The 21,201-nt window shown below is 52.2% G+C and carries 16 protein-coding genes; 7 read left to right on the top strand and 9 right to left on the bottom strand.

All coding sequences use genetic code 11. From position 1 onward, the window contains the following. Position 1 precedes the first annotated feature (1 nt). The 3 genes from ACNRUY_RS01875 to ACNRUY_RS01865 are packed head-to-tail and all read right to left on the bottom strand — an operon-like array spanning position 2 to position 2,135. Positions 2-1,063, bottom strand: a complete 1,062-nt coding sequence (locus tag ACNRUY_RS01875) for a PilW family protein (RefSeq protein ID WP_488109940.1) — start codon at positions 1,061-1,063, stop codon at positions 2-4. Then, positions 1,060-1,563, bottom strand: coding sequence for a type IV pilus modification protein PilV (gene pilV, locus ACNRUY_RS01870; RefSeq protein WP_488109939.1), 504 nt, complete (start codon positions 1,561-1,563; stop codon positions 1,060-1,062). Before pilV (ACNRUY_RS01870) ends, ACNRUY_RS01875 begins: the two co-directional genes overlap by 4 nt. 17 nt (positions 1,564-1,580) lie before the next feature. Then, the gene (locus ACNRUY_RS01865) at positions 1,581-2,135 is read right to left on the bottom strand and encodes a GspH/FimT family pseudopilin (RefSeq protein ID WP_488109938.1); all 555 of its coding nucleotides are present in this window, start codon (positions 2,133-2,135) and stop codon (positions 1,581-1,583) included. Between the two features lie 424 nt (positions 2,136-2,559). Between ACNRUY_RS01865 and ACNRUY_RS01860 the strand changes: the two genes are divergently transcribed. From ACNRUY_RS01860 to ACNRUY_RS01830, 7 genes are all read left to right on the top strand, one after another. Beyond that, positions 2,560-3,057: a GspH/FimT family pseudopilin gene (locus ACNRUY_RS01860; RefSeq protein ID WP_488109937.1), complete on the top strand. Its 498-nt coding sequence runs from the start codon at positions 2,560-2,562 to the stop codon at positions 3,055-3,057. Beyond that, on the top strand, positions 3,048-3,605 hold the full coding sequence (pilV, locus tag ACNRUY_RS01855) for a type IV pilus modification protein PilV (RefSeq protein WP_488109936.1): 558 nt from the start codon (positions 3,048-3,050) through the stop codon (positions 3,603-3,605). Before ACNRUY_RS01860 ends, pilV (ACNRUY_RS01855) begins: the two co-directional genes overlap by 10 nt. Continuing rightward, positions 3,602-4,666 carry a PilW family protein gene (locus ACNRUY_RS01850; RefSeq protein WP_488109935.1) on the top strand — a complete coding sequence of 355 codons (1,065 nt, stop codon included), beginning with the start codon at positions 3,602-3,604 and terminating at the stop codon, positions 4,664-4,666. Before pilV (ACNRUY_RS01855) ends, ACNRUY_RS01850 begins: the two co-directional genes overlap by 4 nt. A gap of 4 nt (positions 4,667-4,670) precedes the next feature. After that, complete coding sequence (locus ACNRUY_RS01845; protein ID WP_488109934.1) at positions 4,671-5,147, top strand: PilX N-terminal domain-containing pilus assembly protein; 477 nt, start codon at positions 4,671-4,673, stop codon at positions 5,145-5,147. Between the two features lie 48 nt (positions 5,148-5,195). Further along, complete coding sequence (locus ACNRUY_RS01840; protein WP_488109933.1) at positions 5,196-9,419, top strand: hypothetical protein; 4,224 nt, start codon at positions 5,196-5,198, stop codon at positions 9,417-9,419. A gap of 128 nt (positions 9,420-9,547) precedes the next feature. After that, positions 9,548-9,982, top strand: coding sequence for a type IV pilin protein (locus ACNRUY_RS01835; protein WP_488109932.1), 435 nt, complete (start codon positions 9,548-9,550; stop codon positions 9,980-9,982). Positions 9,983-10,381: 399 nt separating this feature from the next. Continuing rightward, positions 10,382-12,463, top strand: a complete 2,082-nt coding sequence (locus ACNRUY_RS01830; protein ID WP_488109931.1) for a hypothetical protein — start codon at positions 10,382-10,384, stop codon at positions 12,461-12,463. Between the two features lie 56 nt (positions 12,464-12,519). Here ACNRUY_RS01830 and ispH read toward each other — a convergent pair whose 3' ends face one another. The 6 genes from ispH to murJ all read right to left on the bottom strand — a co-directional run bounded on the left by ispH (position 12,520) and on the right by murJ (position 20,965). After that, on the bottom strand, positions 12,520-13,470 hold the full coding sequence (gene ispH / locus ACNRUY_RS01825) for a 4-hydroxy-3-methylbut-2-enyl diphosphate reductase (RefSeq protein ID WP_488109930.1): 951 nt from the start codon (positions 13,468-13,470) through the stop codon (positions 12,520-12,522). Between the two features lie 162 nt (positions 13,471-13,632). Beyond that, positions 13,633-14,094 (bottom strand): FKBP-type peptidyl-prolyl cis-trans isomerase, encoded by a 462-nt coding sequence (gene fkpB / locus ACNRUY_RS01820; protein WP_488109929.1) that lies wholly within the window; start codon positions 14,092-14,094, stop codon positions 13,633-13,635. A 123-nt stretch (positions 14,095-14,217) separates the two neighbouring features. Further along, entirely contained in the window at positions 14,218-14,706 is a 489-nt protein-coding gene (gene lspA, locus ACNRUY_RS01815) for a signal peptidase II (protein WP_488109928.1), read from the bottom strand. Between the two features lie 546 nt (positions 14,707-15,252). Next, on the bottom strand, positions 15,253-18,078 hold the full coding sequence (ileS, locus tag ACNRUY_RS01810; protein WP_488109927.1) for an isoleucine--tRNA ligase: 2,826 nt from the start codon (positions 18,076-18,078) through the stop codon (positions 15,253-15,255). Between the two features lie 126 nt (positions 18,079-18,204). Continuing rightward, positions 18,205-19,128: a bifunctional riboflavin kinase/FAD synthetase gene (gene ribF, locus ACNRUY_RS01805; protein ID WP_488109926.1), complete on the bottom strand. Its 924-nt coding sequence runs from the start codon at positions 19,126-19,128 to the stop codon at positions 18,205-18,207. A 244-nt stretch (positions 19,129-19,372) separates the two neighbouring features. Beyond that, entirely contained in the window at positions 19,373-20,965 is a 1,593-nt protein-coding gene (gene murJ / locus ACNRUY_RS01800; protein WP_488109925.1) for a murein biosynthesis integral membrane protein MurJ, read from the bottom strand. Positions 20,966-21,201: the final 236 nt, after the last annotated feature.

Here is a 21,201-nt window from a genome sequence, read left to right as displayed (position 1 = left end):
GCTAAAGCCCCCTGTTTCTCAACTCAATGGTGGTCATAAAACTTCTTCGAACATAGCGGTCTGCAGGGGTCACCTTCTGACCGCCAAAGAAATAAACCTGAGGCTGGGGAGCCACTTCCGAAAAACTTCGGGCCAGCAGCTCCAGTTTCACGCTGACCACCCTCTGCCAGTCAGAACTGTATAGCCCGATGTCACTGGCAGAGAGGTATTGGTTGGCCACCCCGTCAAGATCCGAATCCACACCATATCGAAGATTCAACTTCTCTATACCCTCCACCAATGCTTCCGCATTGATGCTGTTACCACTGGTATATTCGCCGGCCTGCTTTCTATAAAGGGTGGGGACTCCATTACTGTTTCTCAGGTAAAAGGCCTGGGATTGAAGGGGGGACAGAACCGCATCCTGATCATTGAGTTTGTCCGCACCAAGGGTACTGGTATGGCAGTTGTAATGGCCCTGAAGCAGACTGGTGCAGTTATACAGGCTGCCACTGTTACCGGCCGGGTGAGAAACCGATGAACCTCCAGTGCTACTGCCCGCCCTGAACACCGAAACCTGCTTGCAGTTCCGGGATGTCAGGGCAAGAAGGTCGCCTTCATCGAAGCTGTGCTCACTGGCCAGGGTAACCGTGGCGGTGCCCTCACTGTGTCCACTTACTGCTATTGCCCTTGCCTGATCAATACTGTGAACGACAATGGCCTCAGATATGGCATTGCTGTCGAGGTGACCGATAGCACTCTCATCAGAGCTTCCCCCGAATGGAATGCCCAGGATCCCTTTATCAAAGTGCATCATCCAGCGCCGGTTATCACTTTCCGTATAAAGCGCATTGGCCAGGCTGGCCTGAGGAGGGCAACCGGTGTAACCAGCAGAGCGAATATCCTGGCTCAGAATATCCAGGGCAAGTCGGGCATTTTCCTGTATACGTGCAAGTTCATCCTGCAAAGCCCATGACTTATTGGAAGCCAGGACCAGATGCCCTACACCGGTAAATAACACAAGTCCCAGCACCAGTGCCACCAGCATCTCTACCAGGGAAAATCCCTTTTCCAGGCGGCTCATAAAACACTCCTCAAGACAACATCACTGACAGGGACGCCTGTACTCCCCGTTGGAAAGCTGAGGGTGATAATGTAAACCCTGCCATCGCTGCTGTCGGAATAGCTGACGCTTCCCTGGCTTCCCGGCAACTGACAGGTCAGCTGAAACTTCCACTGCAGCACATCGTAAACGGCCAGCTGTTCCGGAGAGCAGCCTCCTGTTTCGCAACTATCCGGATATTCGTTCTGCAAACACTGGGAATAAACGGACTGGCTTAACCCCACCTGATAGAGGTTACTGGTCCTGGCCTGTGCCCGGTTTGCCTGGATCCGGTCAAGCATGTCGCTGGCCAGAAAGGTCGCCTGGGATTGGATATAGGCCGCCTGTTGATACTGCAGACTTCGGCTGTGGAGGCCTGCCATACCCAGCACACCAATAGCAATGACCAGCAAGGTGACCAGGACTTCAATCAGCCCCACTCCGGCGGACTGCTCTGATTGATGGCTTAAACATTCCCTCATGGGACAACCCTCCCTGGCTAACTGCACGTCGTTCTGTCCTCAAGTCTCAACCGGCCGGTCATGCTGATCACAACCGCTTTTACAAACGCTTCAGCAACTGAGCTGTCGCAAACCTCAAATGTCCCGGCAGTAGAAGTTTGTCCACGGCTGTTAAAGCTGACAGTGAACCCTCGATTCCAGACAATCCGAACCAGGTCTGACTGATTGCCCACCCTTCTGAGCAGCTGGTCATTACCATTGATCAACCCATCCTGGCTTTCGTCAGTGAATATCAACCAGCCGTGGTGCCAGCCCCCATTGGTTTCATCACAGGAAACGCCGTCAATGGTGCTGCACAGAGAAATAGTATGTTGTCGTTTAACAGCCTCAGAGCGGGCCAGCATCAAACTGGAATAAACTTCCCGGGTCACATTAGAAACCCGGTTGTCCACAATCATCCCGGTCATAAAAGGTGCAGACAAAGCCACCAGAAGAACGACCACCGACATGGCGACAAGAAGCTCTGGAAAAGTAAATCCTGAAGGAGGCTTAAAAACAGCCTTTGCAGTGGCATGGCCAACGGCATACTTCATTGCCTGCTCCCTGGCTGATGGCGAAATGTCCTTATTCCAATTTAGCCAAGCCTTTGTTTACCGGGTAATCAAACTACTGACTTTTGACTTAATGGTTTTTTCATCGTGATCAGCGGCGATCGAATCAATAACAACCCTTCATGTAATTTAAATTGATTAAGTGAAAACCCGCTGAAATACACTTCATCGCTCTGGAAAACCGCTTATCAACATCCGTTAGACAGCTTTTTCCCAGTATGACTTAATCCCTCCACACTCAAGCTCTTGCCCGGATCCGCCAGGTCAATTGCACATTTTGTGCCAGCAAGGTTGATGCTTTTATCTCCAAGAGGAAAGGGATAAAAATCTGACATCAAAACAGCCAATCATCAACCGTTTAAAAAAGACACAACCCAATACCCAAAACACCCAGTTCAGAATGAGAATGAAGGCCTGTAAACCAGCAAACCGATTAACCGGCTTCACCCTGCTGGAGCTGATGACCACCATAGCCATCCTCGGCATCCTTTCAGCCATTGCCTATCCCGGTTTCGAAGCCAGTATTCAGGACCGCCGCCTGACGTCCCAGAGCAATCGCATCCTGGCAGCTCTGCACTACGCCCGCAGTGAAGCGTCAGCCAACCACGTTGAAGTAAAAGTCTGTGGCTCCAGTGACCAGCAGAACTGCGATAGCCCTGACTGGAGCAAGGGGTTCATCGTCAAAGAAAACACAGAAGAAAAAAAGGTGCTTCAGACCTTCAAGGCTCTGGAGGGAAATAACCGCGTTGAGGGCGGAGATGCCATTACGTTTAACGGTGAAGGGGTGGTCAACACAGTGATCCAGTTAAGCCTCTGCGACCAGCGGGGTACCCCCTCAGCAAAAGGCATCCGCATCAATGGAGCGGGCCAGGCCAGAATCGGGGGAGATCCTCAGTGCAGCTGAAATCCCGGCCTCAAAAGCTCCGAGGCTTCACCTTAATAGAAGTACTGATTGCCATCCTGATCCTTAGCATCAGCCTGCTGGGAATGGCGGGACTCCAGGTGTTGAGCCTCCAGGCCTCCGCCAGCTCCCTTTCTCGAAGTCAGGCGACCATGATTGCCTATGACCTGGCTGAAAGAATGCGTCGCAATTCAAGCGCAGCACGGAATGGAGCCTACAACATCATCACTCCGTCTCTGAAAGGGGATGATATCCACTCGCCAGACTGTATTGAAAAAACATCAGGATGCAGCCCGAAAGAACTGGCAAATCAGGATATACGTGAATGGTTCAACCACCTCCAGGACGTTCCCGGCATTGGCATGAGTGGTGATGAGTGGCAACCGGCCCTGCTCAACGCCCTGGCCACACTCACTCAGGATAAAAATCAATTTACCCTGCTACTGCAGTGGAGTGAAAACCACTTTGCCAGTACTGCTGGCAGCTCTTCAGGAACAGACGGCGATAACCCGAAGAGCCTCTTCTCCTATCAGATGGTGTTTGAGCTATGACCTGCAGGATAAAACAGGCTGTCCTGAAACGAACCTCCACTGTTTCCCAGGCGGGTATCAGCCTGATCGAGCTTATGATCGCCCTGACGCTCAGCTCCCTTCTGATGCTGGGTGTCATGCGCATGTTTATGGACAGCTCTCAGTCCAACAGCACCGACAGTGCACTTGCCCAGGTTCAGGACAGCGCCCGGATTGCCCTTGAAATGATCAAGCGGGATGTTCGAATGGCAGGCTTTCGGGGCCAGTGTGTCACAGCCGATGCGGAAGCCACCGAACATTCTCTGATGAATTTTTCCACCCAGGCGGTCATGGGTATTGAAGGTCAAAACACCGGCAGCGATACCCTGGCGATTATCAGGGCAGAAGAACTGATAAGGCCACATGACATCGAACAACCGGAAAAAGAAAAAAGTACCGTCAGGGTAATTGGTTTTAATGCGGACAGTCTGACACTGGATCGCAAAATCCAGCTATCACCTGACGATGTATTTATGGTGTCGGACTGCCGGCAATACGCCGTATTTCACCCCAAGGTAAACAGCACGACAAACAAGAGCAGTCTTTCCCCGGAGGGAAAAAACAAGGCACCTGTTTCATTTAAAAACTATGTGATCAACGAAGACTGCAGCAGTAGCAATCCCGATGCCTGTCCTGCCCTGTACAACCTGGGCTCCACCAGCGGCCTTATCTATGACATCCGGGAGACTGGCCGCACAGGAAGTGACGGACAACCCCTGATGGCCCTGTTCCGGGACGATCAGGAGATGGTTGAGGGGGTTGAGAACCTTCAGGTGCTTTACGGCGTGAGAAACGGAGACAATACCCGGTCTGTCAATGGCTGCACTCAAGCCGAATTTAACGCTGACAACTGTAATCCGGGGAATGCCCGTTCCATTCAGGTCAGCCTTGTGGTGTCCTCAAACAACAATGTCGCCATGGAAAAGCTTTCCCAGAAGCTGCCCATTTTAAACCTGGAAGACAACCGGAAACGCCTTGAGACCGATGACCGACGCCTCAGAAGAGTGTTCACCACCACCATTCAACTGCGTAACCAGGGGTAAAAGTATGGCCAGGTTGAGGAACACGCACAAAGCCCGACAGGACGGCGCCATTTTATTTATCTCGCTGATTATCCTGCTGCTCATCACCCTGATCGCCATCGGAAGCACTCGTCTTTCGACCCTGGGGCAGAGAGCGTCTTTTAGCTATCAATTGCAGAATACCGCATTTCAGGCCGCTGACAGTGCTCTGGACGGCACCCGACGCTTGCTTGAAGAAAGTGAATTTGCCCTTGATCAGGCCACCAGTGGTGAACTGGTCCAGTCCTACAGCTATACCGATAGCACTACAGGCATCAAAGCTCAGGCAACCACCTCCACGGTGTTCCGGGAAAAGATATCGGACTCAGGCAGCAGCCTGGGCGTCGGCAAAGGCCTGCCGCAACTGCTTCTCTACGAAACCACCAGCACCGTCACCGTGGATGGCTATAAGGTGACCAGCGAGCTGGAGCAGGGCTACCAGATCAGAACATTAAATCAGTAACGGTCAGGAACCTTCCCCCTGCCTCTTATCAATAACAGGGCTGTTCAAATGAGCACGCGACTCTTCATTCCACTTATTCCGCCGCTTAAACAGCAGATTTTCCGGAAAGCATTCCAGAAGGTAATGGCCAGCCTGGTAACCACCGTATACCTGCTGTTATCCACACTGACCTGGGCAGACGATACCGATATTTACCTGCACAATCCCAACCTGGACAGCACGGTCAAACCCAATGTGCTGTTCATTCTGGACACATCAGGGTCAATGGCCTGGGACATCAATGGAAATAGCAATCCAGGCCCCCATGTGAAGTCCCGCATGGAGATCATGCAGGAAGCCTTTGGGGATATTATGCAGAACTCATCCAACATCAATGTTGGAATAATGACCCTGGCAAAGGACTCAACCGGCAGCAGGCTGGTCTTCCCGGTGACCGACATTGACCAGGACATGGGAACCGGCATCATTCTCGACAGTTCCCCGACCATCAAAGACTCATGGGATGACGGTTATGAAGCAACCGATGGTTCCGTGAACCTGGCCTCAGACACGCTTCCACTGGGTGGGAGCAATCTCACGGCTTTGCGTTTCCAGGTACTCGGTGTTCCACGGGGGGCTCGGATAGAGTCTGCAGCCATTGAATTTACTGCGGCTGATAACAATGACTCCGGCCTGACCCTGGAAATTCAGGCGGGGACACCCGGAACCGGTGCCAGTGATCCATTTAAGGAAACCAACTCCAACCTGTCTCAGAGAGCCCGGTCGGCATCAGGTCTTACCCGATGGTCACCGGAGCCCTGGAAAAAAGGGGATAAAGACAACCCGGCCCGTTATTCCGTGGACGTTAAAAACCTGCTTCAAAACGTTGTCAACAACACTCAGTGGTGTGGCAACGATACCACCACTTTCTTCTTTTCCGCTCCCGATAAAAAGGGTGAGCGGTATGCCTACAGTTTTGACGGTGACAAAAACCTGAGGCCACGACTTGTGGTGGAGTACAGTGGTGGGGAGGGCGGCTGCAAAAACGACATACTGGACACTCGCATCCAGCACTCAGGCAATGACGCCTATGAGGGCAACAATGGCAATGTGAACGCCACCTCAAACCTGATCCTGAAACGTCAGAACACCGTCGCATTGCAGTACCAGAAACTCCCTATCAAGCAGGGGGCGGATATTCTCGAGGCCAGCCTGACCCTGACCATTAACGATGGCTGTGACAGCAATAAAAACAACAAAGCCGATGTTTTTATTCAGGCCGAAGACACGGACAGCTCCGCCCCCTTTCGGGTTGCCAAAAAAGAAGACCTCTCACGCCGGAGAAAAACCAGCGCCAAAAGCGCCCCCTGGGATGGTCGTCAATGGCAGCCAGGCAGTACCTATGTATCCCCGGATATCAGTCATGTTCTGCAGGAGGTGGTTGACCGGAAGAACTGGCAGCCAGGCAACAACCTGACCCTGCTGCTCTCCATCAATATGGATAAAAACACCCACAGCCGCTGTGCGGTCAGCTATGATCAGAACCCGACACTCTCTCCCAGACTGAACCTTAAAGTGGCCTCCGGGGGGACCACTGAAGAAATCAGCTATCTGGTGAAAGAACACCTGGTATCACTGGTGAATAATCTTAAGCATGATGGCGGTACTCCATTGACGCCGACTTATTACGATGCGGCCGTGTATTTCCAGAAAGACCACAGCCAATCCAACAGCCCTATCAAAGACGTTTGTCAGAGCAACTACATTGCCATGCTGACCGACGGCGAGGCCAACTCCAACGAGTCTTCGGATATCAAAAAAATCAAGCAGCTTACCGGGGACAGCAAATGCGATAAAGACGCCAGCTCATCGGGTGAGAAATGTGCACGCACTCTGGCCGACTGGATTTACACCACCGACCTGGCACCGGATATGAACGGCCTCCAGAATGCCTATACCCATACCATTGCTTTTGCCGCTCAGGGAAACAAAAAAGTCAAAGCCTTTATGTCGGACATTGCCACCAATGGTGGTGGCAACTTCTATGAGGCAGACGAGGCCGATGAACTGTCCGATGCCTTTAACCAGATCATTACCGGCATTCTTGAAGATGAGTCCAGCTATGTCAGCCCCGGGGTCAGCGCCAATCAGTTCAATAACTCAAGACACCTGTCCCAGGCCTATTACTCCATCTTCAAACCTTCAAAAAGTGATCGCTGGCAGGGCAACCTCAAGCGTTACAAACTGGCGGGGACCCCTCTGGATATTTACGATGCCAACAATAAACTGGCGGTGGACAAGGACACCGGCTTTTTTAATACAGAGGCACAGAGTTTCTGGAGTTCAGACACGGATGGCAGAAAAGTCAACGCCGGAGGCGCAGGAGAAAAACTGCCAGACGCCAGCAAACGCAAACTCTATACCTATCTGGGCACCAACCCGGCGGGTAAAACCATCACCCTGGACAACAGCCAGCATCGCCTGGACCGGAATAATAAAGAGATCACTCCTATCGACCTTGGACTGAACAACTCCGATCAAGACCGGCGTAATCAGTTGCTGGAGTGGATACGGAACCCGTCTACCTGGCTGGGCGATCCTTTACACTCCCTGCCCGGGCTCGTCACTTATGGCTGTAGACAACAGGATCCGGCAAACGGAGCCACCTGCCCTGAGGACCAACAGGAACTGGCCATTTTCTTTGGTACCAATGACGGCTTTATTCATGGCATTGACAGCCTAACCGGTGCCGAAAAGTTTGCCTTTATGCCCGCTGAACTGCTGCCCAATCTGGATAAGCTGGAAACCAATGCCGCCACGGACAGAACCCCGGGCCATGGCCGACCTTACGGCATGGATGGTTCGGTGACCCTATGGGTAAATGATGCCAATAAAAACGGAGTCATTTACGGGGGCTATGACACCCTTAACGACAACCCCTCTAGCAACTTTCTGAATGGCCTGAACAAAGGGGAGTTTGTCTATGCCTACATGGGCATGCGCCGGGGCGGGCGCAGTTACTACGCCCTTGATGTCACCTCTCTGGATTCCCCCAGGCTGATGTGGTTTATCCAGGGAGGGGATCCGGGGTTTGAACAACTGGGGCAAACCTGGTCCAAGCCCGTCAAAACCCGCATCAAGATAGGTGGAACGGTCCGCGATGTGCTGATTTTTTCCGGTGGCTACGACCCTGACCAGGATCAGGCAAAACAATATCAGAACGATACGGTTGGCAATACTGTCTACATCGTCGACGCACGAACCGGAGAGTTAATCTGGTCAGCCAGCAACAGTGCCTCCGCCACCCTGAAACTCAATAACATGAAGTACAGTATTCCGGGAGGAGTCCGGGTAATTGATCTCAATGGAGATGGCCTGGCCAACCAGATGCTGTTTGCGGATGTGGGTGGCCAGGTATGGCGACTGTACCTCAATAACTGCACGAGCAGTGATCCCGATCAATGCGCGGTTGCCGACATGAACGACATCAGGCACCTGGTGTGGCCATCGGACAGCAATGGCGATGGCCAGTGGGATGCCGATGAAGGCGTCTTTGCTTACCTGGGCCCCTCCGATAAAGAGATGGATGGAGGAAAAACCCAGACGACGCACTCCCGGCGCTTTTTTGTTGAGCCCGATGCCTCTCTGTTCCGTTTAAATGGCTCAACTCATCTGGCCATTGCCATCGGCACGGGTAACCGTCCGGACCCATTAAGCAGGGTCAACGAATGGGTTCAAGACAGGGCTTATGTGATGGCATCTCCGTTTTACGGAAACCCCGATGTGACCAAAAGCAATCTTGGTAAAAAGAACGTACCTGTTCACAAGAAGCTGAAACACCAGTCAGGGCAACTGGTGGATATCACCTCCAACCTGAACGTCAGCCCGGAAGACTTGTTCGGCAACAGCAGTTCTGACCCGAGAAAAGGCTGGTTTATTGATATGGAAAGCCAGGAAAAGGTCATGACCGAGTCCGTCACCTTTGAGGAAGTGGTGTATTTCAACACCTATCTTCCCTCTGATGAGGTGTCAAACACCTGTAATCCAGTGGCTGGCAAGGCCAGGGCCTATTCGGTCAATCTGCTGACCGGCCTGCCGGCACAATCCGATGACCCGGACAACCCGGACGCCTCTGACCGTTTTAACGAACTGGCCAACAGCGGCCTGCCCCCCACCACCAGTATCCTCTTTCCGGAAGGCAGTGATGACGCCCTGATCTGTGTGGGAGCTGAATGTGATCCGCTTGAAATTGGTGATGACCGGCAGACCACTTATTGGCGGCAGGTACGGTAGTCACTCCCCTCAGCAGCAACACGCCAGCCCTGGCAACCTGCAAGCTTCCGTAAAATTCTTCTGAAGCATTGCAGGTTGCCTCTGAGTACAGCGCAGAACAACAGAGTCTTGAAAGAGAGAGTAAACCATTGAGCAAACAGACCGGCTTTACCCTGATTGAAATGATGATCGCAGTGGCTGTCATCGGCATACTGGCCATGATTGCTCTGCCCGGCTACCAGAAATACGTTCAGGACAGCGCTGTGGCAGATGCAAAAAGTTCACTGCTGGGACTGGCCGGTGCCATGGAGCGTCACCGGGCACAGAGAGGCTCATACTCCGGTGCCGCAGTGGATGGGAAAAACACCGGAGCCCCTGCAATCTATTATCAGCAGAGCCCGGAATCCGGCACCGCTTTCTTTCATCTGACCATCAGCGAAGCAGACGCCTCAAGCTATAGCCTTACGGCCACCGCAACGGCCAATTCTCTGGTCTGGAATGGTAATGGCAGTGCACCAGCACTCACCGTGGATTCTCTCGGGAGAAAGTCGGGTACCGGTTCTCTTGCCAGCGCCTGGGATTGAGGCTCCTGACTGATGCAGCGCAGTAAAAGCGCCCTGGCCTCTTCAGTGAGAAGATAGGGGCCAGGAAACTAAACAGCCATGGATGTCAATCCATTGTATCAAGCCTATCTTCCTTCAAAAGGCTTAAGCATGAACGAAATAAAGCCAGCCGTTCACTCTTCACTAATAGTCCTTTAAGCCAATAGTTTTTTTTTGATTTTGTGCCATTATAAAAAGCCAGCAGACAGCTTTGAAGAGTGCTCTAACGCTCACGCATTAAACATCTAAAAACGCATATACTGGTTAGGTTGCTTCCCGGTTCGAAATGTTTACTTGAAAGGCTGCTTGGTTCAGACAGGTTCAAAAGAACAGTTATTAATATAACGAAATCAAACCTTCTCCATTACCATACAGGAGTTCATGATGGTTTCTTTGAGACGATGGCTGTGTCAATCTGGTGCTCTTTTTATAGGCGTTACAATAATATTACCGGTTATGTCAGCTCCGGCTATTTCACCAACCTCCTCACCCTCTTCCCTTGCCCCAACCCTCACATCGCCAGCAACAAAACCTCCGCTGCCACACGATTGCCTGAATATAAAAGACCCTTCCACAGGTGTAATCTCTCCTGCCCTTTCAGAAGCAGCTAAAAAAACACTGAATGATATACGTGACAATAACCCGAACATCCGTATTGATGACTGCGTCGCCCTGTGGATTGATGAGGACAGCAGTTTTGATCAGCAAGTCTGGTTTAATGAAGATCCCTTCACAGCGCTGTTGCTTTTTGATAAAGGCATTAATCCTAAGCAACTGGAAGCGGATGACACATGTTTGAAAGAGGGTTCTGAAGACAAAATTGACAACCGAAACAACACAACAGGCTACATGGCTGCAGCCAATACTACGACAAAGTCTCCCCCTATAAAAAGAAAATATTTCACAGCCAAAAAAACGGTTGAATTAGAAAGTGGCATTCGGATTATAGGAGTTCCACTCAAAGAGGATAATTCTCTGGCTGAAGGGCATTTTGTTGGAATTGACCACTACTTTGAGGAGTATGAAGACCTTGATGAGAGTAGCTGGCTACCCCAAAAACTCTGGAGCGCTCTTTCTTCGAAGCGGCAGGTGACCTTCAAGGTTGCAGAACACAATGTATTCATTTCAGGTGTTACATTCTGGCCTGTTGTCCATGTGGATAAGGGATACAACCTTGGCAACAAAGGCTGGCATGGCGAGTACGTCAACGTTGCAATTGATGAGGAAGAACCTTCAACAGCCCCAGGCCTGACACTTTACAGAAATCAATTTGTTGCAATGGCGGTACCCCCCGTCAATGTCTCTCATACCGCTAACAGCTCATACTCCGACTATCTATATTCATTTAAAGAGAATCAGTTTATCTCCTGCTATTCTCAGACCTCCTCTCCTCATTCAGCCATAAAATTCACTTACAATCATCGAGCAGAGAGGACTGACTCCAGCCGCTCTCCCAGAAAGACCATAGCGATAGTCAACAATCATTATCATGGGCAGTATTTCAAGGATATGATATCGCTCACACTACCAGACCTGACAGAAGCACTTATTCAAGGAAACCAGTACTATGAAACGAGAGAAGACTCCGAAACCAGAGGCACCCATGAAAATAATGGCTACATGGTATCGGCCATACGCCTGCATGGAGAGACCGAGCTTGAGTCTGATGATCCCCCTCCTTTCCTTGATGTTACAGGTAATCGGTTCACCCACCCAGGTTACTCTCTGATTGCTGAAGGGCAATTAAAATTACGGCTGAGCAACAACCAATTGATGGGAGACCGGGGCGCTATTACCATTGACGATGAAGTCACCTTATATACCCCCTCAAAACTCACTCTATCCACCAACAGCAGGGAAAATACCTATGACAAAGGCTCAAAAAAAGCCCCCTGTGAAGGCCTGAGAGGAAAACGGGTACATGGCGGCTTTACCTTTACCGATGGCACCCCATGCCCTCCAGAGTACGAGCCTTCAACAACCACCAGTACTACTGAAACCACCAGCACTGCCACTGAACCCCCAACCTCAACAACGGCAAAGGTAACGACTACAGCGAGATCAACCACCCCGGCTAAAGCAACCCCTGCACCTGTCTTTTTATCAACCTCGACTCAAGCTCAAACCCCCTTACCGACTCCATCCACCACCCGGTCAAACAAAGCACCAAAAAGCAGTTCAACAGAAAAACCGGCCAGCCTGCCCCTGAGCACAACTTTGCCTTCAGTGAATTCAACGATCGAAGCATCAGCGTCCCGGCTGAATGGGACTAATCCAGAGGAAAAACAGGAAGGGTTAGGGGGAGGAATCATTGCAGGGATAGTATGCGGTGCAATAGTCGTCCCAGCTTTGGTTGTAGGCTTAGGCTTTGTAGCATGGCTGGTTAGAAAAAAGACCTCAGCAAACAGGCAGGAGATACCGCTTAATCGCTACCATCGAATAAATGACAATACCAATAGCTGAAAACAGAAGTTAAACTCCCCCAGCACACACTGGCCAGAGGAGCAGAGCCGCTCAGCTCAAGCCCCAATCGCCTTAAGCTTTAATTCCCGGGGCATGGAAAACACAATATTCTCTTCACGGCCCTCCAGCTCGGAGGGCGCTTCAGCACCCAATTCTCGAAGCCGACCAATCACCCCCTGGACCAGAACATCCGGTGCTGACGCGCCAGCAGTGATGCCTATGGCCCCTTTATTCTGTAGCCATTCGGGCTGGATATCACCGGCATTATCCACCAGAAAAGCCTGGGCACCGGTACGTTCTGCCAGTTCCCTGAGACGGTTGGAGTTAGAACTGTTAACCGATCCCACCACCAGCACCAGATCACACTCTCCAGCCAGAATCTTCACTGCATCCTGGCGGTTCTGGGTGGCGTAGCAGATATCGTCTTTTCTTGGGCCTTTAATCAGTGGAAACTTAGCCCTCAGGGCGGCTATCACCCGAGCGGTGTCGTCCATGGACAAGGTCGTCTGGGTCACATACGCCAGCCGGGAAGGGTCTGAAACCTCCAGGCGGCTGACATCTTCCTCATTCTCTACCAGATACATCTTGCCACCATAACGGGTTTCGAACTGCCCCATGGTGCCTTCCACTTCCGGATGCCCATGATGGCCAATCAGGACACACTCCATACCTTCACGGGCATAACGAACCACTTCCATATGCACTTTCTTGACCAGAGGACAGGAGGCATCAAAAACTTTCAGCCCACGACGTTCTGCCTCTTCCTCCACTGCCCGGGAAACCCCATGGGCACTGAAAATGACAATGACATCATCAGGTACCTGGTCCAGCTCATCCACAAAGACAGCGCCCCGTTCCTTCAGGCTTTCCACCACAAATTTATTGTGAACCACTTCATGGCGAACATAGATGGGAGGCCCAAACACATCCAGGGCCCGGTTGACGATCTCAATCGCACGGTCCACTCCAGCGCAGAAGCCACGGGGGTTCGCCAGTTTGATTTTCATAATGGTCAACCTATTTTACTGATCGTTCTACTATATCAACTCTCCAGGCATTCACCGCAGACTTACTGCCGGCAAAGCGGTACTCGGAGAAATACATTCCGGAGGGTATACAATAGCTGGCTTTTTAATAACCAGCCATAAGCACAGGCCCAGATCCAGCTCTCAGGGCGAAGCTGGCTGAACATTCACAATACGAACTTCAAACAGCAGGTTCCTGCCCGCCAGCGGGTGGTTGAAATCCACCTGAACCGTCTGGTCATTAAAAGACTGGATAACACCGGGCAATTCACCATTGCCAGCATCCGCAAAAGACATGACCAATCCCTCTTCCAGCTCAATATCACTGGCAAAACTGGTCCGTGGCAGACTCTGTATGTTGTTGGGGTTTGGCATACCAAATGCCTTCTCCGGGGGCACAGAGTTAACCTGCTCATCACCGCTTTTCAGACCGATCAATACATCCTCAAAGCCCTCCGGCAGGTTACCATCCCCCACAACCAGAGTGGCTGGATGGTCTTCTTGAGTAGAGTCTACGACACTGCCGTCTTCAAGCTTTAGCGCAAAATGAAGGCTGACCTGGCAGCCTTTTTCAATCACCGTCTCTGTCACTGCTCTCCTCTCCACAAGCACGACTCTCCTGACCCGTTGTTCGCCTTGTCATTATTTTATTGCCTCATACCCTGGGCAGCCAGGGTGCAGGTAAGATCACCCTATTTGCTGTCAGAGCCTTCAGCTAATGAAGAACCTTCACCCCTGCTGCTCATGCTGACGAAACATATCCAGCACCAGCATTGCAGCCCCAAGCGTAATGCCCATATCCGCCAGGTTAAAGGCAGGGAAATACCAGTTTTTGTAGTAGAACAGCAGAAAGTCAGTCACATGACCGTGAACCAAACGGTCCCAGAGATTGCCCAGCGCCCCTCCCAGAATCAGGGCCAGTGAGCAGGCCTGCCAGTTCTCCCCGGATCGGAGCTGCCGCAGCCAGGTAACCAGCATCACACTGACCACAATCGCGACCCCGCTGAGCAACCATCTCTGCCAGCCAGAAGCATCCCCCAGGAAGCTGAATGCAGCGCCGGTATTGTAAGCCAGGGTCAGGGAAAAAAACGGCAGCAGCTGAAGCTGCTCATACAAAGAAAACTCCTGAACCACCAGCCACTTGACCAGCTGATCCAGCCCCAGAAGAAAGGCACTGAGCCACAGCCATTGCAGCTTGCCTGTCGTTTTACTCTTCATGGATAAGTCCTGTTAAATCATTCCATGCCATCAGCACATCTTATGTCAATACTAAGGGCCTGTATCCTGCCAAAGGTAGTGCTAATTACCGAAAAAGACGCTTAACCACACCCGAGAGACAAGGGGTAACATCAGCAGAAACACCAAAGAAAACGATAGTACCAATAAAACAGTGCAAACCAGAGTAATTTATTTTCAATAAGAGAATAGGCATTGCCGGTTATATGGAAAGTTTTGTTTTTGAGGATAGAGGTTATTCTTGGGCATACCCTGAAAATTGCTCCACGGTAACTGCTCCCTGCGTTACTCTAGCTCCCACATCCATATGGTCGTGCATTTTCAGGATACAGTACATCCCTGCACATACACTGACAACCGCTCCACGGTTTTGGCATCCTGCGTCACTCTAACTCCCACATCCTTGTGGTTGTGCGTTGCCAGCATACAGGCCATCCTTGGCCATACCCCGGGAATTGCTCCAGGCATTCCCGGGATACAATACATCCCTGTACATACCCCGGCGGAGCGGGGCGTTCAGTTCAGCAATCAGGCAAACTGCCTCTGCTCACCAGAGCCTTCAACATTCTCAACACACCGACCACAGAGGTCAGCATGGGCTTCCACGCTACCAACGTCCTCACGGCGGTGCCAGCATCGCTCGCACTTTTCATGGGCGGATTTGCTGACCACTACTTTCAATCCATCCAGATCCGTTCCAGCAGCCTCTTCAGGAGCTTCAGACAATGGCTTTACATCCACCCGTGAAGTAATCAGTACAAAGCGTAACTCATCACCCAGTCGGTTCAGCTTTTCCATCAATTCACTACTGGCGTAAAGGGTCACTTCTGCTTCCAGAGAGCCCCCGATCACTCCCGCTCCACGGGCATCTTCCAGTGCCTTGTTGACGGCGGTCTTCACCTCCATGATGGCATTCCAATACTCCCGGCCCAACTCATCGCCTTCCAGACTGTTTAGCCCTTCGTACCAGGTTTCCAGCAGCACAGAAACACTTCTCTGGCCGGGAATGGCCTGCCAGATTTCATCGGCGGTAAAGCTGGTGATGGGTGTCAACCACCGGGCAAAGGCTTCAATGATATGGTACATGGCGGTCTGACAGCTTCGGCGGGCCAGACTGTCGGACTGAGTGGTGTACTGGCGGTCCTTGATGATATCCAGATAGAAACCACCCAGATCCAGGGCACAGAAGTGATGCACTTTCTGGTAGACCGACAGGAAGTTGTAGCTGTCGTAGGCTTCGATCACCTCTTTCTGAAGCATCAGTGTCCGGTCAACAGCCCACTTGTCCAGTGACAGCATATCGTCCCAGGCCACCGCGTCGGTTTCAGGATTGAATCCAGTCAGGTTTGACAGCAGGAATCGGGCCGTATTACGAATACGACGATAACTGTCTGCAGTCCGCTTGAGGATATCATCGGATACGGTCATTTCAGACGTGTAGTCAGTGGCAGAAACCCAGAGCCTCAGAATATCGGCTCCCAGGGATTTAAACACCTTCTGGGGCGCAATCACGTTCCCCAGGGATTTCGACATCTTGCGGCCATTGGCGTCTACCGTAAAGCCATGGGTGAGCAGACCTTTATAGGGAGGCTCGTCATTGATGGCAATACTGGTTTTCAGGGATGACTGGAACCAGCCCCGGTGCTGATCCGACCCTTCCAGATAGAGGTCTGCGGGGAAGGCCAGGTCTTCACGGCGCCTGAGCACAGAGTGGTGAGTGACTCCAGAATCAAACCAGACATCCAGGGTATCCGTCACCTTGACGTACTGCTGCGCATCCTCTGCTGAAAGCAAGTCTGCTGGCTCCAGATCAAACCAGGCATCCATCCCTTCCTTCTCAACCCTGAGCGCCACTTTTTCAATCAGCTCAGAGGTATCAGGATGCAACTCCTCAGTGTCTTTATGGATAAACAGCGCGATGGGAACCCCCCAGGTACGCTGGCGGGAGATACACCAGTCAGGGCTCTGCCCCAGCATGGCTTCCATGCGGTTACGCCCCCAGTCCGGAGTAAATTGAACACCGTTCAGGGAGCCCATGGCGTGATCAAGCAGCTTTTCCTTACTCATGCTCACAAACCATTGGGGGGTCGCCCGGAAAATCAGGGGGGTCTTGGTTCTCCAGCAATGGGGGTAGCTGTGGCTCAGCTTTTCTTCCGCCAGCAAACGACCCTGTTCCACCAGTACTGCAACCACCTTCGGGTCGACTTTATAGACATGCTCACCGGCAAACCGTTCAACATGGCTTCGATAGTAGCCATTGTCGTCCAGGTAGTTCAGGGTTCCAATGCCATAGTGACGCCCCACATTAAAGTCATCCACACCGTGGTCAGGCGCCGTATGAACACAACCGGTACCGGCATCAATGGTGACATGATCACCCAGAATCAGCGGCAGCTCCCGCTGGTAAAACGGATGAGCAACCGATTTGTTTTCCAGTGCAGCGCCTTTGGCACGCCCCAGAATCCGGTAATCTTCAATCCCGTATCGCTCCATGGCACTGGCCACCAGAGCCTCAGCAAGAATCAAGCGCGCAGGTGATCCGTTCACCTGGCACTGAACCAGGGCATAATCCAGCCCTTCCCCAAGACTGACCGCCTGGGAAGAAGGAATTGTCCAGGGGGTGGTGGTCCAGATCACGACGGCTACTTCACCCTCACCCTGCTCGCCCTCAAAAGTGAAAGCGCTCAATAGATCCGCGTTATCCACAGCCCCATAACGGACATCAATCTGGGTTGAGGTTTTATCCTGGTACTCCACTTCTGCTTCGGCCAGGGCTGACCCACCCACCACGCTCCAGTAAACGGGCTTATACCCTTTCACCAGATGACCGTTGTCGGCAATCCGGCCCAGGGCCCGGATGATGTCCGCTTCTGTCTGGAAGTCCATGGTCAGGTAAGGGCGGTCCCAGTCCCCCAGAATACCCATCCGTTTGAAGTCTTCACGCTGGCCATCCACCTGTTTGGATGCGTATTCCCGGCATTTTTTGCGGAACGTCTTGAAATCCACCTTATCGCCCGCCTTACCCAGCATACCTTCCACTTTATGTTCTATGGGCAGACCATGGCAGTCCCAGCCGGGCACGTAAGGGGCATCATAACCACTGAGGGTTTTGGCCTTGATGATGATGTCCTTGAGGATTTTATTAACCGCATGGCCGATATGAATATCACCATTGGCATAGGGAGGGCCATCATGAAGAATGAACTTATCGCGCCCTTCCCGGGCCTTGCGAATGTCTTCATAGAGATTCATATCATGCCAGCGCTGGAGCATTTCCGGCTCCCGCTTGGCCAAATTGCCGCGCATCGGGAAGTCGGTCTGCGGCAAATTCAATGTGTGCTTATAGTCGGACATAGTTGTTTACCGGAATCTCTACAATTTTCTAATCAGGGTGGAAACGCTGCCCTGTTGGCGGCCGTTTCTCTCAAAACTTTTCAAAAAATGCCAGATTATGCTGACACTGCTCTAAGCCAAGGAGGCTCAGGAAGCGAACCGCCTGCGGGCTGTTTCAATATCATTGGCAATCGCTGCCTGCAGGGCTTCCAGCGATTCAAATTTCTGTTCATCCCTGATTTTGTCGACAAACTCCACTCGAAGTGTCTGGTCGTATAAATCCCCTTTAAAGTCCAGCATATGGACCTCCAGCAAGGGACGGGTGCCCGACACCGAGGGTCGAACCCCAAGGTTGGCGACCCCATTGAAACGATGCCCGTTCACCAGGGTACGAACCGCAAAAACTCCCTTCAGGGGCAGTTGTCTTCGGCACACCCGGATGTTGGCGGTAGGAAAACCCAGCGTCCTGCCCAGCTGCTGACCTTTAACCACCCGCCCGATCATCGTAAAAGGCCTGCCCAGCATTCGTTCGGCTTCCACCATCTGGTCAGCGGCCAGAGCCTGCCGGATACGGGTACTGCTGATCCGTCCTTTCTGCATCAGCACCGTCTGGGTATCACACACCTCAAATCCGTGGCGATCGCCCATGGCCTCAAGGTGTCCAAAGTCGCCTTTGCGATCGCAACCGTAACGGAAGTCATCCCCTACAATCAGATAGCGGATATCCAGGCCTTGCACCAGCGCCTTGAAGACAAAATCATCGGCACTGAGGCTTCTCAGCTTCTCATTAAAAGGCAGACAAAGGACCTGATCCACATGGTTCTCAGCCAGAAGCGCCAATTTTTCCCTCAGGCTGGATAACCGGGGAGGCGCATCCTCTCCCAGAAAAAACTCCCGGGGCTGGGGCTCAAAGGTAATAACGCAGACCCTTGCTCCTGTTTCAAAAGCCTGCTGCTTCAAAGCTTCCAGAATGGTTCGATGGCCTGCATGAACACCGTCGAAATTGCCGATGGTGGCAACACACTGCCGGTGTTCTGGCCGGATGTTCTGCAATCCGCGGATCAACTGCATTGAGAGGCTCAGACTCCCTGATTTCCTGTAGTAAACTTCAGCCGCCTATACCCTGAAAAGGCGCCCAAACCGGGTGATAAAAATAACCGCCGCGCTTCCAATGCCTGCCCTCTTTAAAGAATGAGCAGCAACAAAACACAACCAGCCTCTCGACAAAGCGATGGATTATACCCCAGCAACCCCGTCGGGTCACCGGAGAAGGGTTCTCCTGCAGCAGGAAGCACTCTCATCTTTAATAAGAGACTCAATGCCGGAAATGCTTTGGGCGAACCCCCGCCAGCAACAAAACCGCGCTGTACACCACCATACCGGCCACCACCAGAAGCGCCGTCTGGCTCACTCTCTGAAGCAACGTCCAATCCAGCCAATGCTGCATATCTGCAGCCAGCCAGAACAGCGTCAGGGCCATGGCACCATTGGCAAGCCCCAGGCGAATCAGATAGGCCGGCCAACCGGGGGCTGGCCGGTAAACATTCGTTTTTCTCAACCCGAGATACAACAGACCAGCATTCATAAATGCCGACATCGTTGTCGCCAGTGCCAGCCCCGCATGCTGTAACGAAAACACCAGCATCAGGTTAAACACCATGTTTGCCACCATCGCCTTGATGGCGATTTTCACAGGGGTTCGAGTATCCTGTCGGGCAAAATAACCCGGCGCCAGCACCTTGATCAGCATGAAAGCGATCAGCCCAATAGAATAAGCCTTTAGACTCAGCGCTGACATCAGCACATCCCGGTCCTGCATTTCTCCATAATCAAACAGGGTCGCAATTAATGGCCCTGCCAGAATAAAGAGGGCTACCCCCGCGGGAACCCCAATCAACAGCACCAGCCGAATGGCCCAGTCCAATGTTCTGGAAAAATGCTCTCCGGAGTCCTGGGCATGCTTTCGGGACAGACTGGGCAGAATCACAGTAGCAATGGCAATCCCGAAAACACCCAGCGGCAACTCTGACAGCCGATCCGAATAATACAGCCAGGAGACGCTGCCGGTTTCCAGAAAAGAAGCCAGAACGGTGTCCAGCAGAAGGTTGATCTGACTGACCGATACACCAAAGAGCGCCGGCACCATCAGCACCATGATGCGACGGGCTCCTTCATGCTTCATCCCCCATTTAGGGGGCGGTAGCAATCGAATCTGTAACAGGAAAGGCAGCTGTAACAGCAACTGGGAAACACCGGCAATGGCCACCCCCCAGGCCAGGGCCATCACCGGCTGGTCAAAGTAGGGGGTCAACAATACGGTTGAACCAATCAGGCTCAGATTTAATAACACCGGGGTAAAAGCAGGAACAGCAAAACGCCCGTAACTGTTCAGAACAGCCCCCGCCAACGCAGTCAAAGAGATTAACAATAGATAGGGGAAAGTAATCCGCAGCATTTCACCGGCCAGCGCCAGCTTTTCCGGTTCGTTCATAAACCCCGGGGCAAACAGCCGGATCACTATGGGGGACGCCAGTACACCGACCACCGTGACCAGCAACAGCAGCCCCGCCAGAGTACCACTGACCCGGCTCACCAGTTCCCGGACCTGGTCAAAGCTTTTCTGGGTCCGGTATTCCGACAAAACCGGGACAAACGCCTGGGAAAAGGCCCCCTCAGCAAAAAGCCGACGCAGAAAATTGGGGATTTTAAAGGCCACAAAGAAGGCGTCTGCAGCGGCGGATGAACCAAAATAACCTGCGACCACCACATCCCGAGCCAACCCAAGCACCCTGGAAAGCATGGTCATCATGCCAACCACAAGACTTGATCTCAAAAGCCCAGGCGTCTTTTCAGGATTAGGCCCGTTGTCATTAAAGCCTGAAAGGGATTGGTCGGCAGTATCAGTCATTTCATGCCCGGTTGAAAAACAGCGTTAGTAAAAAAATCGATCATCATATCCAAGGTAATACAAATTGCCTACTGATACATGGCTTCAAATAAAACCCTCCCGGACCAGAAACCATAGCAGGGGCCGTTCCCTCAGGCATACAGGCAGGATGCCGTATTGACAACCCCCGGGTAAATCGGCATAGTTCCGCGACTTAAATATGGGATTTGGGCTGTAAATGCCTTACCCGGGGCCTT

Source organism: Endozoicomonas sp. Z74, assembly GCF_057680865.1.
This window is presented reverse-complemented; position numbering and strand designations above follow the sequence as displayed.

Coding starts and splice junctions, on each gene's coding strand:
- lspA (WP_488109928.1), bottom strand. CDS start 14,706: ATGAAGAGTAAAACGACAGGCAAGCTGCAATGGCTGTGGCTCAGTGCC.
- ribF (WP_488109926.1), bottom strand. CDS start 19,128: ATGCAGTTGATCCGCGGATTGCAGAACATCCGGCCAGAACACCGGCAG.
- ACNRUY_RS01860 (WP_488109937.1), top strand. CDS start 2,560: ATGAAGGCCTGTAAACCAGCAAACCGATTAACCGGCTTCACCCTGCTG.
- pilV (WP_488109939.1), bottom strand. CDS start 1,563: ATGAGGGAATGTTTAAGCCATCAATCAGAGCAGTCCGCCGGAGTGGGG.
- ispH (WP_488109930.1), bottom strand. CDS start 13,470: ATGAAAATCAAACTGGCGAACCCCCGTGGCTTCTGCGCTGGAGTGGAC.
- ACNRUY_RS01875 (WP_488109940.1), bottom strand. CDS start 1,063: ATGAGCCGCCTGGAAAAGGGATTTTCCCTGGTAGAGATGCTGGTGGCA.
- ACNRUY_RS01830 (WP_488109931.1), top strand. CDS start 10,382: ATGATGGTTTCTTTGAGACGATGGCTGTGTCAATCTGGTGCTCTTTTT.
- ACNRUY_RS01865 (WP_488109938.1), bottom strand. CDS start 2,135: ATGAAGTATGCCGTTGGCCATGCCACTGCAAAGGCTGTTTTTAAGCCT.
- ACNRUY_RS01840 (WP_488109933.1), top strand. CDS start 5,196: ATGAGCACGCGACTCTTCATTCCACTTATTCCGCCGCTTAAACAGCAG.
- ACNRUY_RS01850 (WP_488109935.1), top strand. CDS start 3,602: ATGACCTGCAGGATAAAACAGGCTGTCCTGAAACGAACCTCCACTGTT.
- murJ (WP_488109925.1), bottom strand. CDS start 20,965: ATGACTGATACTGCCGACCAATCCCTTTCAGGCTTTAATGACAACGGG.
- ACNRUY_RS01845 (WP_488109934.1), top strand. CDS start 4,671: ATGGCCAGGTTGAGGAACACGCACAAAGCCCGACAGGACGGCGCCATT.
- ileS (WP_488109927.1), bottom strand. CDS start 18,078: ATGTCCGACTATAAGCACACATTGAATTTGCCGCAGACCGACTTCCCG.